Origin of the sequence: Bacillus sp. NEAU-CP5 (assembly GCF_026420705.1) — a bacterium.
Classification (GTDB): Bacteria; Bacillota; Bacilli; order Bacillales; family Bacillaceae; genus Bacillus; species Bacillus velezensis.
The window spans coordinates 724,331-739,566 of sequence record NZ_JAPMOV010000002.1; the positions used below are offsets into that span (position 1 = coordinate 724,331).

Genomic DNA, 15,236 nt, shown 5'->3' on the forward strand with positions numbered 1-15,236 from the left:
TGACTATTCATTCATAACTTCATGATAAAAAGGAATCCGGATTTTGTCAAGTTTTTCTTTTAAGGCACCTTGTTTTCACGGGAAGCATCTTCCTCTTCGACTAAACGCCTTCTTAATATTTTTCCGACGGCCGTTTTCGGAAGCTCTTTTCTGAATTCGTAAAGCTTCGGGACTTTGTACGGCGCAAGCCGCTCTCTTGCAAACGCATCAAGCTCATCGGCATCTGCCTCGGCGCCTTTTTTCAAAACGATAAATGCTTTCACCGTTTCCCCCCTGTAGGAATCAGGAACGCCCGCTACGACGATTTCCTGAACGGCTTCATGCTCATAAAGCGCCTCTTCCACCTCTCGGGGGTAAATGTTGTACCCGCCGGCAATGATGATGTCTTTTTTCCTGTCGGCGATGTAGAAAAATCCTTCCTCATCCATATATCCCATATCTCCGGTAAACAGCCAGCCGTCTCTGATGACACGCGCCGTCTCCTCCTGCTTATTCCAGTACCCTTTCATGATCTGAGGGCCTTTTACGATCAGCTCGCCGTGTTCATACGGCTCCGCAAGCCCGCCTTTTTCTTCTGAATAGATTCCGGCGTCGGTATTGGGCCAGGGACAGCCGATGCTGCCGGGTTTGTTTTTTCCCCAGATGAAGTTTGAATGGGTAACCGGTGATGCTTCGGATAATCCGTAGCCTTCCACAAGCTTTCCTCCGGTCACTTTTTCAAATTTCTGTTTGACCTCAACCGGCAGCGCCGCTGAACCGCTCGGACAGTTTTCAATGGAGGACAGATCATATTTATTCAGCTCCGGATGATGCAACAGCCCGATGTAAATCGTCGGCGCCCCGGGAAAAACCGTCGGCTTCAGCCTGTCGATTGTTTTCAAGGTATCCAAAGGATTGAATTTGGGAAGAAGGATCATTTCACATCCCTGCATAATGGAAAAATTAAGCACAGCGGTCAATCCGTACACATGAAAAAAAGGCACGATGCCGAGCACCTTTTCGGCTCCCTTTTTCATTTTGTACATCCAGGCGGCGCACATTTCTGTATTGGCCTGAATGTTCCGATGTGTGAGCATGACACCTTTCGGATAGCCGGTTGTTCCGCCCGTGTATTGAAGCACGGCGATGTCATGCGCAGGGTCAATATCAAATGGCTCTGCTTCCTCCGCTCTTTCGTTTTTTAAAATATCCGCTAATTTGTGAATTTGTTCGCAGCCGTCATAATCAATATGAACCTGCTGTTTTTGCGTGAGCGTATACAGCATATTTTTCGGAAACGGCAAAAAGTCTTTTATACTCGTTGTAATAATGCGTTCGACGAGTGATAACGTTTTCATTTTTATCACTTTCGGAAACAGCATATCGAGGGTGATGATCACGCGCGGCGCACTGTCTTTCAGCTGATACTCAAGCTCGTGTTCCGTGTAGAGAGGATTGGTCTGAACGACAATGCCCCCGGCAAACAATACGCCGTAAAAAGCGATGACCGACTGCGGACAATTGGGCAGCATAATGGCGGCTCTGTCACCTTTTTTCAGGCCTGTTTTGCGTAAAAAAGCGGCTAGCTTTAACGAATCTGTGAGAACGTCTTGGAATGTGAGTTTTTTTCCGAGAAAATAAATGGCGGTGTGGTTCGGGAATTGAGCTGCGGAGTTTGTCAGATTGGATGGCAGGGTTTGATCAGTAAATTCAAGCTCATGCGGAATCTCTTCGGGATATTGAGAAAGCCATGGCTTTTCAGACTGCATAATACCTCTCCCTTCTGTTTTCCTATACGCTATTATTATAGCAGAAGGGTGATTGGAATTGGAAAGCGTTTCATGTGAAATTTCGAGTTTCAGGAGGTGTTGAGTTTGCTGGAAACGCTGCATTTTGAAGAAGGAGTTCCTATCCTGCGCCAGCTGCCGAAGCCGTTTACGTCAGCCGCCTTTTTGCTCCATCCCTTTGTCCGGATGCCTGATGGGTGGGAAGAGCAAAAGCGCAAACGGCCTTATGAACATATGTATCCGAGTGATGAGGAGATCAACGCGATGGGCAGACCCGTTCCTGGAAATCCGTCATGACCGTTTGCGGATTGCGCTTATGAGCGCTGTCATGGCACTTCGGGATGAATATGCACATCCAGAATCCGCCAGGCTGTTTAATCGGCTTCATCCCGATCTGTACTTGCCGAGCGATGATGTCACTTCACCATTTTTAATTCCGGGACTTTTGGATGTGTTCCGTTCAAAAGGCATAAAGCGTTGCACTTATTATGAGCCTGTCGAAGAGAAAGGCATATTTTCACTCAATCAAACGGCGGCTTCGGATGTATGCGGGTTGTTGCGGGCTGACATGATCATTGCCGACGAAAAACGGCGCGCCGCTTTTATGAGCATATATGATTCTTTTACGACACTCTTTCTCATGGAAGATCAAGACATGCCGTCTGTCATCCGCGCCATGAGTTGGGAAGCCGTCATTTGCTCTGATACGGCCTGCATAAACTGGTATTCTCAATAAAAAAGGCCGCCGATTCAGTTCGGCAGCCTTTTTTCAGTATTAAGATGTCATGACCAGATAAATAAGTCCGATGAACAGAAAAATTCCCGCTGCCGACAGCAGCACTTTCGCAAGCTTCTCCATTTTTCCCCGTCCCCTTAAATCCCGGCGGCCACCACAAATGACAGGCCGACTGAGATGACAAATGAAATAAAGCCGACAGCTCTGTTATCTTTTTCAATTTCTTTATCAATTTTAAACCGGGGCGTCAGAAATTCAAAGATAAAATAGCTGATTAAAAGCATAATAAATCCGTATACGCCCCAGCCGATCATTTGCAAAAGCGAATTATGCTGGGCGATGCTGTGCTGAAAGACATTTGCGATACCGAGAATTTTCCCTCCGGTCGCCATTGCCACCGCAAGATTGCCTTTTTGGATTTCCACCCAGTTTTTATAGGATGTCACCAATTCAAACACGGTCAGAAAAATGACGAGACACAAGACGGCTACACTGTAATAAGCCGCGATTTCAACAAGCTCATTTTCCCAAAAAGCATTCATGACGTTTACTCCCTTTTTATTTTAGTTCGACAATCGTTACGCCTGATCCTCCTTCTCCCGCTTCCCCGAACCGCGAGCTTTTCACGCTGCGGTGGTTTTTCAGAAGATCCTGCACCCCTTTTCGGAGGGCGCCCGTGCCTTTTCCGTGAATGATGGACACTCTCGGATAGCCGGCAAGCACCGCGTCATCTAAATATTTTTCGACGCGGCTGAGGGCGTTTTCGTAACGCTCTCCCCTGAGGTCAAGTTCAAGGGATACGTGATAATCCTTCCCTTTTATGGCGGTGATTGCTTTTTCTTTTTTCGGTTCAGGAGCCGATTTGAGAAACTCAAGATCTTTTTCCTTCACCTTCATTTTGAGGATGCCGATTTGGACGTTCCATTCTTTCTCGCCGGTTTTCTCAAGCAGCGCCCCTTTTTGTCCGAATGTGAGCACCTTTACTTCGTCGCCCGGCTTGAGCTCGCGTTTTTTCTCTGTTTTTCTTTCCGGCTGCTTTGATTTTTCAAAAGCCGGCATCGCGTCTCCGAGACGTTTTTTGGCGTCAATCAGCTCGTGTTCCTTAAAGGATCTGTGTTCTTGCTTGATGGACCGGAGTTCGCGGATGATCTGTTCGGCTTCTTTTGCGGCGGCTTCCAGTTTTTCCGCAGCTTTCTGCTCGGCTTCTTCCATCATTTTATCTTTTTGGGCGTTCAGCTCAATGATTTGCTGCTGAAGCTCTTTGTGCAGTTTTTCTGCTTCTTTTCTGATTGATTCGGTTTCAGAAAGCTCTTCATCCGCTCTTTTTTTGCTTTTTTCAAGCGATGCGATCATCAGATCGACTTCGTTATGTTCGGCGGTCATTTCTGACTTAGCCTGGCCGATGATATGCTCCGGAAGCCCAAGGCGTCTTGAGATTTCAAATGCGTTGCTTCGGCCCGGCACTCCGATCAGAAGCTTATAAGTAGGCGAAAGCGTTTCGATGTCAAATTCAACGCTGGCATTCATGACGCCTTGTCTGTTATATCCGTATGCTTTCAGTTCCGGATAATGGGTTGTCGCAAGCACTCTGGCGTTTGTCCGGTGAACTTCGTCAAGGATGCTCATGGCAAGCGCCGCTCCTTCCTGCGGATCTGTTCCGGCACCGAGTTCATCAAACAGCACAAGACTGTTTTCAGACACGTCTTTTAAAATATTGACGATATTGACCATGTGGGATGAGAACGTACTCAGACTTTGTTCGATCGACTGTTCATCGCCGATATCGGCAAACACATTGTCAAATACGGCTGCTTCCGATCCTTCATCAGCCGGTATGTGCAATCCTGCCTGCGCCATTATCGTCAGCAGCCCGAGTGTTTTTAACGTAACGGTTTTACCGCCCGTATTCGGTCCCGTGATAACGATCGTTGAGTAATCTCCGCCCAGTTCAATATCGTTGGCCACGACTTGATCTTGGGGCAGCAGCGGATGGCGCGCTTTTTTCAGCCGGATAAAACCGTCTCCGTTCATGAGTGGTTTTGTCGCCTTCATTGCTTTTGCGTATCTCGCTTTGGCGAAAATGAAATCCAGTGTCTGCAGCACTTCCACATTTTGAGCGATTTCTTGTGTGTGTTCAGCCGTATGCTCCGTCAGCATTCGGAGAATCCGTTCGATTTCCTGTTTTTCTTTTACTTTCGCCTGCTGAAGCGAGTTGTTCATATCTACGATCGCCTGCGGTTCAATAAACAGTGTCGCACCGGATGAAGATGTATCGTGGACAATTCCGCCGTAGCTTGATCTGTATTCCTGTTTGACCGGGATGACAAAGCGGTCATTCCGAATCGTAACGATGGTGTCAGACAGCATTTTAGAAGCGGAAGATGAACGCAGCATCGATTCAAGCCGGTCTCTGACTCTTGATTCAAGCGTCCTGAGCTGCGTGCGGATTCCCCTTAAAGCGGGAGACGCATGATCAAGCACTTCACCATGGTCATCAATGCAGGAGTTAATCTCCCTTTCCAAATCGCCTAATGTAATCAGCTCTTCTGCATGGGCTTGTATCAGCGGAATGCCGACGCCGTCTTCTGTCATTTGGCTGATAAAATGCTTCATTTGTTTAACGGCATACAGCAGCCCGGACAATTCGGTAAATTCCGCCGGCGTCAGCACACTGCCGATTTCCGCCCGCCGTAAAGCGGATCTTATGTCGGTCAGGCCGCCGAACGGAGCATGGCCTCTCAAGCGCATGACCGCGGATGCTTCTTCGACTTCATCCAGCTGTTTTTGGATGTCTGAGAGATCCGTCAAAGGTTTCAGCTGCAGAAGCTTCTCCCGGCCGAGCGATGAGGCGGCATGTGCGGTAATCTGTTCTTTTACTTTATGAAATTCAAGTGATGATAACACTTTTTGCTGCACGGTTTTGTGATCCTCCTTACTTAATCATTGCGCGTCAGAAATGCTTTGACCTCGTGTAGCGGCCGGGCGTTTAACACATGTTTTGTCTCCGTCCACCCTTTGCGCGCAGCGGTCACGCCCGTTTTCATATCATCGAGCATCTCGATATTATGGGCATCGGTATTAATGACCAAAGTCACGCCTTTTTCATTTGCTTTGATAAGATGCTCAGTCCGCAAATCGAGGCGCGCGGGGTTTGCATTCAGTTCAAGCGCCGTATTTGTTTTGGCGGCGAGTTCAATCAGCATGTCGATGTCGACTTCATAGCCGGCCCGTCTGCCGATCAGGCGTCCCGTCGGGTGGGCGATAATGTCCACGTGCTTATTCGTCAGCGCCTGTTCAAGCCGTTTCATAATGACATGCTCCGGCTGGCTGAAGCTTGAATGAATAGACGCGATGACAAGATCCATTTCAGACAGAACACTGTCATCATAATCGAGCGAACCGTCGGGGAGAATGTCCATTTCTACGCCTTTAAAAATATGAAAATTTTCAAATTCAGCATTTAACGCGTCAATTTCTTCCGCCTGTTTTTTGAGCCGTTCGGCTGTTAACCCGTTGGCTACCTTTAAATATTGGGAATGGTCGGTGATCGCCATGTACTGATAGCCTTTTGCCATACACGCTTCTGCCATTTCTCTGATGGAAAAAGCGCCGTCACTCCAGGCTGAGTGCATGTGGAGATCGCCTTTTATCGCTTTATGCTCCACAAGGTCCGTTTCTTCCCGGTACGTGTCGACCTCCTGCCCGGTCTCTCTGAGCTCAGGAGGAATAAACGGCAAGTCGAAGTGGGCGTAAAACGCTTCTTCGCTCGGGAATGTTTTGACGTCTCCCGTTTCTATGGTTTCTACTCCGTATTCGCTGATCCGTTCACCGCGCTCTTTCGCCAGCTGGCGCATTTTAATGTTGTGATCTTTAGAACCGGTAAAATGATGCAGCGTGGTGGCGAACTGTTCCTCTGTCACAAGCCGGAAATCCACACTCGTCTCATATTCAAAGGTGAGGATGACTGATACTTTTGTATCCCCGCTCGCTATCACGTCTTTTACGTTCGGGAGGGAAAGAAGCTGTTCTCTGACAGCCTCCGGATGATCTGTAGCGATAATGTAATCCAGATCTTTTACGGTTTCCCGCGCTCTTCTGAGACTGCCGGCCCGGGAATATTTCTGAATATCCGTCAGCCGGGCCAAATGTTCTTCAATTACTGAAGCAATGCCGAGCGCATAGCCGATCGGAAAACGTTCCGGCTGTTTTCCGGCTTCTCCGAGAGCCTGAAGGATTTTCTCCTCCGTTTTTTTGCCGAAACCGGCGAGCCCCTGTACTTTTTGCTGCTCGCACGCTTCTTTCAGCGATTCCGCGTCATGAACGCCCAGTTCCTGATACAGCTTGGCGATTTTTTTGCCGCCGAGGCCCGGAAGCTTCAAAAGAGGAACCAAGCCTTCCGGAACTTCTTTCTGCAATTGGAGAAGCGTGCCGGACACACCTTCCTCCATATATTCACGAATGACGCCGTAAGTGCCTTTTCCGATGCCGGATATAGACATCATGTCGTCGATTTCCGACAGGCTGCGGTCATCCTGCTCAAGCGCTGCTGCCGCTTTTCGGAAGGCTGATATTTTAAACGGGTTGTCCCCTTTCAGTTCCATATAGACCGCAATCGTTTCAAGCAGCCTGATGATATCTTTTTTATGCATACTGTTAACCCCCAGTCGTTTCCTGCTTTTCATCATACAAATTTTTCTCCTCCGGCACAACTGGCGCAGAGCTTGAAAAAAACTTCTCCGGTCAAGAGAAGTTTTTTATGCCCCGTACTGGGCCCACAGTTCTTGCAGGAGCCCTGACAGATACGGCGTATGATGTGTGATGAAATTTGCAAGCGTCGATTGTGCGAGCATATCCTGAAGCGCGCTTACCGGCAGTACGGATGCGACGTATAACAGGATAAACGCAAATAAATAGACTTCCAGAAATCCGAGCACCCCGCCCAGCAGTTTGTTGATCTGTTTAATGACCGGAATGCTGGCGATAATATTAAGCGCCGCTCCGATAATCCGAAGCAGAATCTTTGCGATGATAAACAAAATGACAAACGCGATCGCGTTGTAATAAGCCGTCTCTACGTTTCCTTTAATAAAAGACAGAGCCGCCTGCCCGCCGGAAAAATCAGGCGCGGGTATAAAGCTCAGATGCGGGGCCAGGTTTTTGTAAAAAAGCGCCGCAAACGCAATCGAGAGGATGAAACTCGTTAAATATATAAATTGGAGGATAAATCCTCTTTTTAATCCAAGCAATGTGCCCATTAAGAGCAAAACTAAGATGATGATATCTATCATATGGTGTTCATTCCTTTTCTTTAAGCTGCCGCTCCAGTATTTCATATTTTTCTTGCAGTTTCATATAATCATGCACGACATTGACCGCAGTCAATACAGCGAGCTTATTTATATCAAGATATGGATTTTTCTCGTTGATTTCTCTCATTTTATCATCAACCACTCCGGCCACATGGCGCATGTGCGCTTTGCTTTCTTCCCCGATAATGGTGAAGTGCTGGCCGTAAATGTTTACTGTCGTTTTGGTTTTTTTGCCGTCAGACAACGTTTCTCCTCCATTCCGCGAGAATCCTAGTTCCTATCATACCACGATTATCGTTTGAATGGAAAGACGAGCCTCAGGCTGTTATGATACACTGGTATATACAGTGAAAAGTGCCAAAAAAGGAGATTATATCGTGTCCCATTCTGTTATAAAAGTATCCGCTTCCGCAATGGAACAAATGAAACAATCCTATGCCGGCTCCCTTACTCCCGCCGTTCCGCAGGGCGCCGTCTTCCAGGCTAAGCCTCCGGGCTGTACCATTACAGCCTACCGCTCGGGCAAGGTTCTCTTTCAAGGAAAAAACGCCGGCACAGAAGCGGCCCGCTGGGGAACGGCTGAGGCGCCGAAAGCAAAGAAAACCGTCAAAAAAGCGGCCGACCCGCTCTACGCTCCCCCGGCGGGCATTGCCTCCATGTCAGTGATCGGCTCTGATGAAGTCGGAACAGGCGATTACTTCGGGCCGATAACAGTTGCCTGCGCCTACGCCGACAAATCAAAGCTCTCTTTAATGAAAGAACTCGGTGTGAAGGATTCGAAGGATTTAAAAGATCCGCAGATTATTGAAATCGCCAAACTGTTAATTAAAACCATTCCTTACAGCCTGCTTGTGTTAAAAAACGAAAAATACAATCAGATGCAGGAAAAAGGCATGAGCCAAGGAAAAATGAAGGCGCTCCTTCATAATCAGGCGATTTCCAATCTGCTGAGTAAAATGAACGGCGTTAAACCGGAAGCGATTTTGATTGACCAATTCGCAGAGCCCGGCATTTATTTTAAGCATCTTTCCGGACGGGATATCGTAAAAGAAAAAACGTTTTTCAGCACGAAAGCGGAAAGCATACATCTTTCCGTCGCCGCAGCCTCTATCATTGCGCGATATTCTTTCTTAATTGAAATGGATAAGCTTTCGCGTGAGGCTGGGATGACGATTCCAAAAGGCGCGGGGCCGCACGTCGATGAAGCTGCCGCCAAGCTGATCATCAATAAGGGAGAAGGTGCGCTCAGAACGTTCACCAAACTTCATTTTGCCAATACGCAAAAAGCGAAACGCCTTGTTGAACGGAAGCGGTCATAATAAAAAAGCTTGCAGAGTGATCTGCAAGCTTTTTCTTTATCCTCTTAATACGGCCTGATACGTTTCTTCCAGCGCTTTCAGCACGTTTTCATGTACTTTTGTCACTTCTTCTTCTGTCAATGTTTGTTCAGGGTTAACATATTGGAGCGAGAAGGCGACGGATTTTTTGCCTTCTTCCATATGCTCACCTTCGTACACATCAAATACGGTGACTTCTTTCAGCAGCGCGCCGCCGGCTTCTTTGATCACAGCTTCGAGCTGTCCGCTTGTAACGGTTTTATCTGCCACAAGCGCAATGTCGCGCGTGACGGACGGGTACTTCGGAATCGGCGTATACACGACAGGTTCTGTTTCCTCGGTCAGAAGCGCGTGCAGATCAAGCTCGAACACATACGTTTCTTTGATATCCAGCTCTTTTTCCATTGCCGGATGCACCTGGCCGATAAATCCGGCAAGCGAACCGTTCAATAGAATGTTTGCCGTCCGGCCGGGATGCATGTTTTTGCGTTCTGACTGGACAAATTCAACCCGGTCTGACACATTCAATTGATGCAGCAGGCCTTCAACGATTCCTTTGGCGACGAAGAAATCAACCGGCTTTTTCTCACCCTGCCATAAATTTTTGCGCCACAATCCGGTTACAGCTCCGGCAACCCGTTCTTTTTCAACCGGTTTTGTGTTTTCTTCTTTCGTCAGAAATACAGAACCCGTTTCATATAAAGCAACGGAATCAGTCTGTCTGGCCAGATTGTATGAAACGGCTTCAAGAAGATTCGGCACAAGGCTGTGTCTGAGAATGCTTCTTTCTTCGCTCATCGGCAGAGCAAGCATCGTGTTGAATGATTTTTCGATCGCAAAAGCGGCCGCTTTTTTATCATTCGTTAATGAATAAGTGGTCGCTTGTGAAAGACCCGCTCCTTCAAGGAAACGTCTCACTTTCCGGCGTTTTGCCTGATACGGTGTCAAGCCGCCTGTCGTGCCGGCCGTTTCCGGAAGCGTGGACGGAATATTGTCATACCCGTACAATCTCGCCGCTTCTTCAATCAGGTCTTCTTCTATTCTAATATCTCCGCGGCGCGACGGCACCGTTACGACGAGAACGTCTTCAGCTTCACCGACTGCAAACCCGAGGCGCTTGTAAATGCTGATGATTTCTTCTTTAGCGATTGTCATACCGAGCACGGCGTTCACTTTTTCAACAGACACGTGAATATTGTTTGCTTCGATTTTCAGATGGTTTTCTTCAACCGTGCCTGAGAGCACTTCTCCGCCGGCATATGCCTGAATGAGACTGCAGGCCCGTTCAGCCGCCAGCAAAACGCGGGCCGGATCAATGCCTTTTTCATATCTGGCGCTCGCTTCGCTTCTCAGTCCGAGGTCTCTCGACGCTTTGCGGACGGTCTGTCCGTCGAAATAAGCGGCTTCCAGTAAAATCGCAGTGGTGTCTTCGCGGACTTCAGACTCAGCTCCGCCCATGACTCCCGCAACGGCTTGCGCTTTTTTTCCGTTTGTGATGACCAAATGGCTGCTTGACAGCTTGCGCTCTTGTTCATCCAGCGTTACGATGGTTTCGTTTTCCGCCGCTTTTCTGACGACGACCTCTTTTGAACCGAACCGGTCGTAATCGAAAGCGTGAAGCGGCTGTCCGTACTCAAGGAGGACGAAGTTTGTAATATCCACGACGTTATTATGCGGGCGGATGCCTGCATTCATCAGTTTCGTCTGCATCCAAAGCGGAGACGGGCCGATTTTGACGTTTTTAATGATTTTTGCGGCATAATGCGGATTGGCCTGCGTATCTTCAACCTTAACGGAAACAGCATCCGCCGCTTTTTCTGCCGCTTTTTCATATGAAGCCTCCGGAAGCTTTACCTCTGCGCCGAGGATAGCCGCAACTTCATAAGCCACGCCAAGCATGTTCATCGCGTCGGCGCGGTTCGGCGTTAAGCCCAATTCTAAAATCGCATCATCAAGCTGAAGGGCCGCCATTGCGTCAGCTCCCGTTTCAGCATCATTCGGAAAAACGAAAATGCCTTCCGCATATTCTTTCGCCACGAGCTTGCTTTCAATGCCGAGCTCCTGAAGGGAACAGATCATGCCGTGAGACGCTTCGCCGCGCAGCTTGGCTTTTTTAATTTTGAAATTGCCGGGAAGCACGGCTCCGACCGTTGCAACGGCAACCTTCTGTCCTTTATCAACATTCGGGGCGCCGCAGATAATCTGCACGGGTTCCTCCGCACCGATATCAACAAGGCATTTGTTGAGTTTGTCGGCATTCGGGTGCTGTTCGCGCTCAAGCACGTGTCCGATGACAACGCCTTTTACGCCCTCCCCTTTATACTCGATACCCTCAACTTCAATACCGGCTCTCGTAATTTTTTCTGCAAGCACGGCCGGGTCGATTCCCTGCAAGTCAACGTAATCTTCTAACCATTTATAAGAAACAAACATGTGTATCCTCCTCTTACGCCTGTTTAAACTGCGAAATGAATCTGACATCATTGGTATAGAAATGGCGGATATCTTCAATGCCGTATTTCAGCATCGCGATACGTTCAACACCCATTCCGAAAGCAAAACCCTGGTATTCCTCAGGATTGAATCCGGCCATCTTCAGCACGTTCGGATGAACCATGCCGGCGCCGAGAATTTCGATCCAGCCTGTTTTTTTGCAGACGGAGCAGCCTTGTCCGCCGCACTTAAAGCAGGTCACATCCACCTCGACAGAAGGCTCTGTGAATGGGAAAAAGCTCGGACGGAGCCTGATTTCACGATCTTGGCCGAACATTTTTTTGGCGACCAATTCAAGCGTGCCTTTCAGGTCGCTCATGCTGATTTTGCGGTCGACGACGAGACCCTCGATCTGCATGAATTGATGGGAATGTGTCGCGTCATCGTTGTCGCGGCGATACACTTTACCGGGACAAATGATTTTGACGGGGCCTTTTCCTTTATGCTTTTCCATCGTGCGCGTCTGCACCGGTGACGTCTGCGTTCTCATCAGCATTTCTTCTGTAATGTAAAAGCTGTCCTGCATGTCGCGGGCCGGATGTTCCTTCGGCAGGTTCAGCGCCTCAAAGTTGTAATAATCCGTTTCCACTTCAGGGCCTTCTTCGACGGTATATCCCATGCCGATAAATAAATCTTCAATTTCTTCAATAACGACCGTCAGCGGATGGCGTCCGCCGATGTTTACCTGACTGCCCGGCAATGTGACGTCAATCGTCTGGCTGCTGAGTTTTTTATTCATTTCTTCTTGTTCAAGCTGTTCATTTTTCGCCGTAATGGCTGCTGCAATGCGCTCTCTCACTTCATTGGCGAGCGCTCCCATTTTCGGGCGCTCTTCGGCGGACAGTTTGCCCATGCCGCGGAGAACTTCTGTAATCGGCCCTTTTTTTCCGAGATATTGCACCCGAATGTCGTTAACTTCTTTTAATGAACCCGCCGCTTCTACTTTTTCTGCAGCTTCCAGTTCAAGCTGTTTAAGCTTCTCTTCCATCATGCATCCTCCTTTTATGTAAACCAAACCGTTCTATGCCTTTTTCAGAAAACAAAAAAACCCGCCCCTTGAGAGAAGGGACGAGTTGTGGCCGCGGTACCACCCTTTTTAAGGCAGACTTCATCTGCCGACAGCTTCATTGACATAACGGAAACGATCGTTCCGGTTCACCTTTACGCGCGTTTGGCGCGGTCCCGGTGACAACTCGAGAGGTGAAAATCAATTTCTGTGCTGCGATAAAAATGCTCTCAGTCAGCGGCATTTTCTCCCTGGAAGGCAGTGTGTGCAAAAATTGACGTCCTCTGTCACGGTTTTTACATTATTGCTATCTATTATAGTGAAATCCAAGGCTTTTCGCAACCTATCCTCTGAGATGATAAACGAGGATGGCGGCCGCTACCGCCACATTCAGCGATTCCGCCTGTCCGTACAGCGGAACGTACAGGTTGAGATCGGTTTTTTGCAGAAGGCCTGCGTCCACTCCCGCCCCCTCGTTCCCGACGATTAACGCGAACGATTCTTCAGGCTTCACGCTTTGATAAGCCGCACCGTTTTCAAGCGCCGTGCCGTAGATCGCGACGCCTTGTGATTTCAGCTCAGCGGTAAACTCATCAAGCGGACGTTTTAAAATGGGAATATGAAAATGAGATCCTTGTGCTGAACGCAGCGTTTTTCCGTTGTACGGGTCTGCCGTTCCCTCACCAAGGACAACGGCGTCGATGCCCGCCGCATCTGCCGTTCTGATCATTGTTCCTAAATTCCCCGGGTCCTGCACGGCATCAATCAGAAGCAGCCGCTTCAGCTGATCAGGCTGCTTATCCGGCATATGGCAGACCGCGGCGATCCGCTGCGGCGTTTCTGTTTCCGTCACGGCTGAAAACGCGTCTTCGCTCAGCACGAAGCACGGAATGCTCATGTCCAGATCGGCCGGGATGGCGCTCTCATCGTTTACGAGAATTTCTTTTACCGTTCCCTTTGATTTGAGCGCTTCTTCTGCCAGATGCTCTCCTTCTATCAGAAATGTATTCGTTTTAAGTCTCTCTTTTTTTGTGTGAAGTTTTTTCCAGTCCTTCACTTTTTGGTTTTTTGCAGAGTCGATTCGTTTCACTTTATGTCTGTGCTCTCCTTTTTTCATGCATGTTGTTATTATATCTTAAGAACAGCACATAATAAACCGCGTGCGCGGTAAGAATATGCGTATCACATTCAGAAAAAAGGAGCGGTTGTAATGGATCTTAATTTACGCAACGCCGTTATTGCCAATGTAACCGGCAATAACCAGGATCAGCTGGAGCATACTATCGTTGACGCCATCCAAAGCGGTGAAGAAAAAATGCTTCCGGGCCTCGGCGTCTTATTCGAAGTTCTTTGGCAGCATGCGTCGGACTCAGAAAAAAATGAAATGCTCAAAACACTTGAAGGCGGATTAAAACCTGCGCAATAAACATGAACCGGGTGATGGGACACCCGGTTTTTTTTGTATAATAATGGCGAGGGGGATCGCCATGCAGTTACAGCCGGAACTGGCAAAGAAATTGATTGCCGAAGTCAAACATATGTACAGCCGCGAAGTGATTATTGCCGATACAAAAGGGATGATCATCGCGGGCACCAACGAGGCGCGCGCCGGATGGTTTCATGAAGGCGCACTGATCTGCGCGCGCGAAAAACGGAATGTCATCATTACGAAAGAAGATGAAAAACGGCTCGAGGGCGTAAAAGCAGGACTGAACCTCCCCGTTTTTTCAGGCCATGAAGTGATCGGAGTATTCGGCCTGACAGGAGACCCTGACGATATCCTGCCTTTCGGAGAATTGCTCAGAAAAATGACGGAGCTGTTTATTAAAGAAACGCGCCATATGGAAGAAGCGCAGTGGCGTGCGAGAATGCTTGAATCCTTTATGGTTGATTGGCTGCAGCTGAAAGAATGGTCTCCGGGCTTTTTAGAAAAAGCAAAGCTCATCGGCGCAGACCTTCACGCATACCGCCGGATCATACTCATTCAAGGCCGTTATGAGCAATATAAAGCGGAGGAGCTCGGGCGGCTCTGGAAGTACGAATGCCCTGAAGACCTGTTTGTCCGCTGGGGAAATGAACGCATTCTCATTAATCATGAAGCAAATTCGGCTTCCAAAACACAGCTCATTAAAAAGATCGGCGCCGTTTTCGGGCAGCCTGTCACCGCCGGCATCGGACGGATCGTTCCGGGAGAGCGCCTCACGGAATCATACGAACAGGCGGATAAAGCACTTTCAGCCGGAATCGGTGACAAGCAGGCCGTCTTTGAAGAAGATTTAAAACTGGATATGTGTCTTGCCGATATCACACCCGGCACGAGGTCGGAATTTTCACGGCGGGTTCTCGAGCATGTACTCGGCCGGGAAGAACTTCTGGATACGCTGCGCGCCTTTTTCGACCGGCAATTATCGTTAAAGCGCACCGCCGACGACATGCATATTCATATCAATACATTGCGCTACCGTCTTTCCAAACTGGAATCACTGACAAATATGAAGCTTGACCGCCCTGAAGACATAACAGCTTTTTATTTGGCGCTGCGCTTTTTAGATCAACATACAAATAGCACGTAATCATATCATCATTTTT

The 15,236-nt window shown here is 48.5% G+C and carries 14 protein-coding genes; 5 read left to right on the forward strand and 9 right to left on the reverse strand.

Annotation, left to right across the window (positions count from 1 at the left end):
• Positions 1–59: 59 nt before the first annotated feature.
• Positions 60–1,748: an AMP-binding protein gene (locus tag OTK50_RS08780; RefSeq protein ID WP_045208398.1), complete on the reverse strand. Its 1,689-nt coding sequence runs from the start codon at positions 1,746–1,748 to the stop codon at positions 60–62.
• Between the two features lie 105 nt (positions 1,749–1,853).
• On the opposite strand from OTK50_RS08780, the gene OTK50_RS08785 reads away from it, so the two are divergent.
• Together OTK50_RS08785 and OTK50_RS08790 are read left to right on the forward strand one after the other, a co-directional pair.
• Positions 1,854–2,063: a DUF2711 family protein gene (locus tag OTK50_RS08785; RefSeq protein WP_045208400.1), complete on the forward strand. Its 210-nt coding sequence runs from the start codon at positions 1,854–1,856 to the stop codon at positions 2,061–2,063.
• Positions 2,064–2,082: 19 nt separating this feature from the next.
• Positions 2,083–2,502: a DUF2711 family protein gene (locus OTK50_RS08790; protein ID WP_253272843.1), complete on the forward strand. Its 420-nt coding sequence runs from the start codon at positions 2,083–2,085 to the stop codon at positions 2,500–2,502.
• A 137-nt stretch (positions 2,503–2,639) separates the two neighbouring features.
• Here the strand turns inward: OTK50_RS08790 and OTK50_RS08795 are convergent, their stop codons facing one another.
• The 5 genes from OTK50_RS08795 to zapA form a co-directional block, all read right to left on the reverse strand.
• Positions 2,640–3,044, reverse strand: coding sequence for a DUF350 domain-containing protein (locus OTK50_RS08795; RefSeq protein ID WP_003152541.1), 405 nt, complete (start codon positions 3,042–3,044; stop codon positions 2,640–2,642).
• Between the two features lie 16 nt (positions 3,045–3,060).
• A complete protein-coding gene (locus OTK50_RS08800; protein WP_045208402.1) occupies positions 3,061–5,418 on the reverse strand; it encodes an endonuclease MutS2 in 2,358 nt (785 codons plus the stop codon).
• A gap of 20 nt (positions 5,419–5,438) precedes the next feature.
• The gene (polX, locus tag OTK50_RS08805; protein WP_110085489.1) at positions 5,439–7,151 is read right to left on the reverse strand and encodes a DNA polymerase/3'-5' exonuclease PolX; all 1,713 of its coding nucleotides are present in this window, start codon (positions 7,149–7,151) and stop codon (positions 5,439–5,441) included.
• 105 nt (positions 7,152–7,256) lie between these two features.
• Positions 7,257–7,790, reverse strand: a complete 534-nt coding sequence (locus OTK50_RS08810) for a CvpA family protein (RefSeq protein ID WP_110085487.1) — start codon at positions 7,788–7,790, stop codon at positions 7,257–7,259.
• 7 nt (positions 7,791–7,797) lie between these two features.
• Positions 7,798–8,055, reverse strand: coding sequence for a cell division protein ZapA (gene zapA / locus OTK50_RS08815; RefSeq protein ID WP_007408114.1), 258 nt, complete (start codon positions 8,053–8,055; stop codon positions 7,798–7,800).
• Positions 8,056–8,188: 133 nt separating this feature from the next.
• Here zapA and rnhC point away from each other — a divergent pair, with 133 nt between their 5' ends.
• Positions 8,189–9,130, forward strand: a complete 942-nt coding sequence (gene rnhC / locus OTK50_RS08820; protein WP_110085486.1) for a ribonuclease HIII — start codon at positions 8,189–8,191, stop codon at positions 9,128–9,130.
• A gap of 36 nt (positions 9,131–9,166) precedes the next feature.
• On the opposite strand, the gene pheT is transcribed toward rnhC, so the two are convergent.
• The 3 genes from pheT to OTK50_RS08835 form a co-directional block, all read right to left on the reverse strand.
• Entirely contained in the window at positions 9,167–11,581 is a 2,415-nt protein-coding gene (gene pheT / locus OTK50_RS08825; protein WP_012118137.1) for a phenylalanine--tRNA ligase subunit beta, read from the reverse strand.
• A 13-nt stretch (positions 11,582–11,594) separates the two neighbouring features.
• Positions 11,595–12,629 (reverse strand): phenylalanine--tRNA ligase subunit alpha, encoded by a 1,035-nt coding sequence (gene pheS, locus OTK50_RS08830; RefSeq protein ID WP_003152530.1) that lies wholly within the window; start codon positions 12,627–12,629, stop codon positions 11,595–11,597.
• Positions 12,630–12,990: 361 nt separating this feature from the next.
• Positions 12,991–13,737, reverse strand: a complete 747-nt coding sequence (locus OTK50_RS08835; protein ID WP_110085485.1) for a TrmH family RNA methyltransferase — start codon at positions 13,735–13,737, stop codon at positions 12,991–12,993.
• Positions 13,738–13,857: 120 nt separating this feature from the next.
• On the opposite strand from OTK50_RS08835, the gene sspI reads away from it, so the two are divergent.
• Both sspI and OTK50_RS08845 read left to right on the forward strand, forming a co-directional pair.
• A complete protein-coding gene (gene sspI, locus OTK50_RS08840) occupies positions 13,858–14,073 on the forward strand; it encodes a small acid-soluble spore protein SspI (RefSeq protein ID WP_003152527.1) in 216 nt (71 codons plus the stop codon).
• Positions 14,074–14,134: 61 nt separating this feature from the next.
• Positions 14,135–15,220: a CdaR family transcriptional regulator gene (locus tag OTK50_RS08845; RefSeq protein WP_110085484.1), complete on the forward strand. Its 1,086-nt coding sequence runs from the start codon at positions 14,135–14,137 to the stop codon at positions 15,218–15,220.
• Positions 15,221–15,236: the final 16 nt, after the last annotated feature.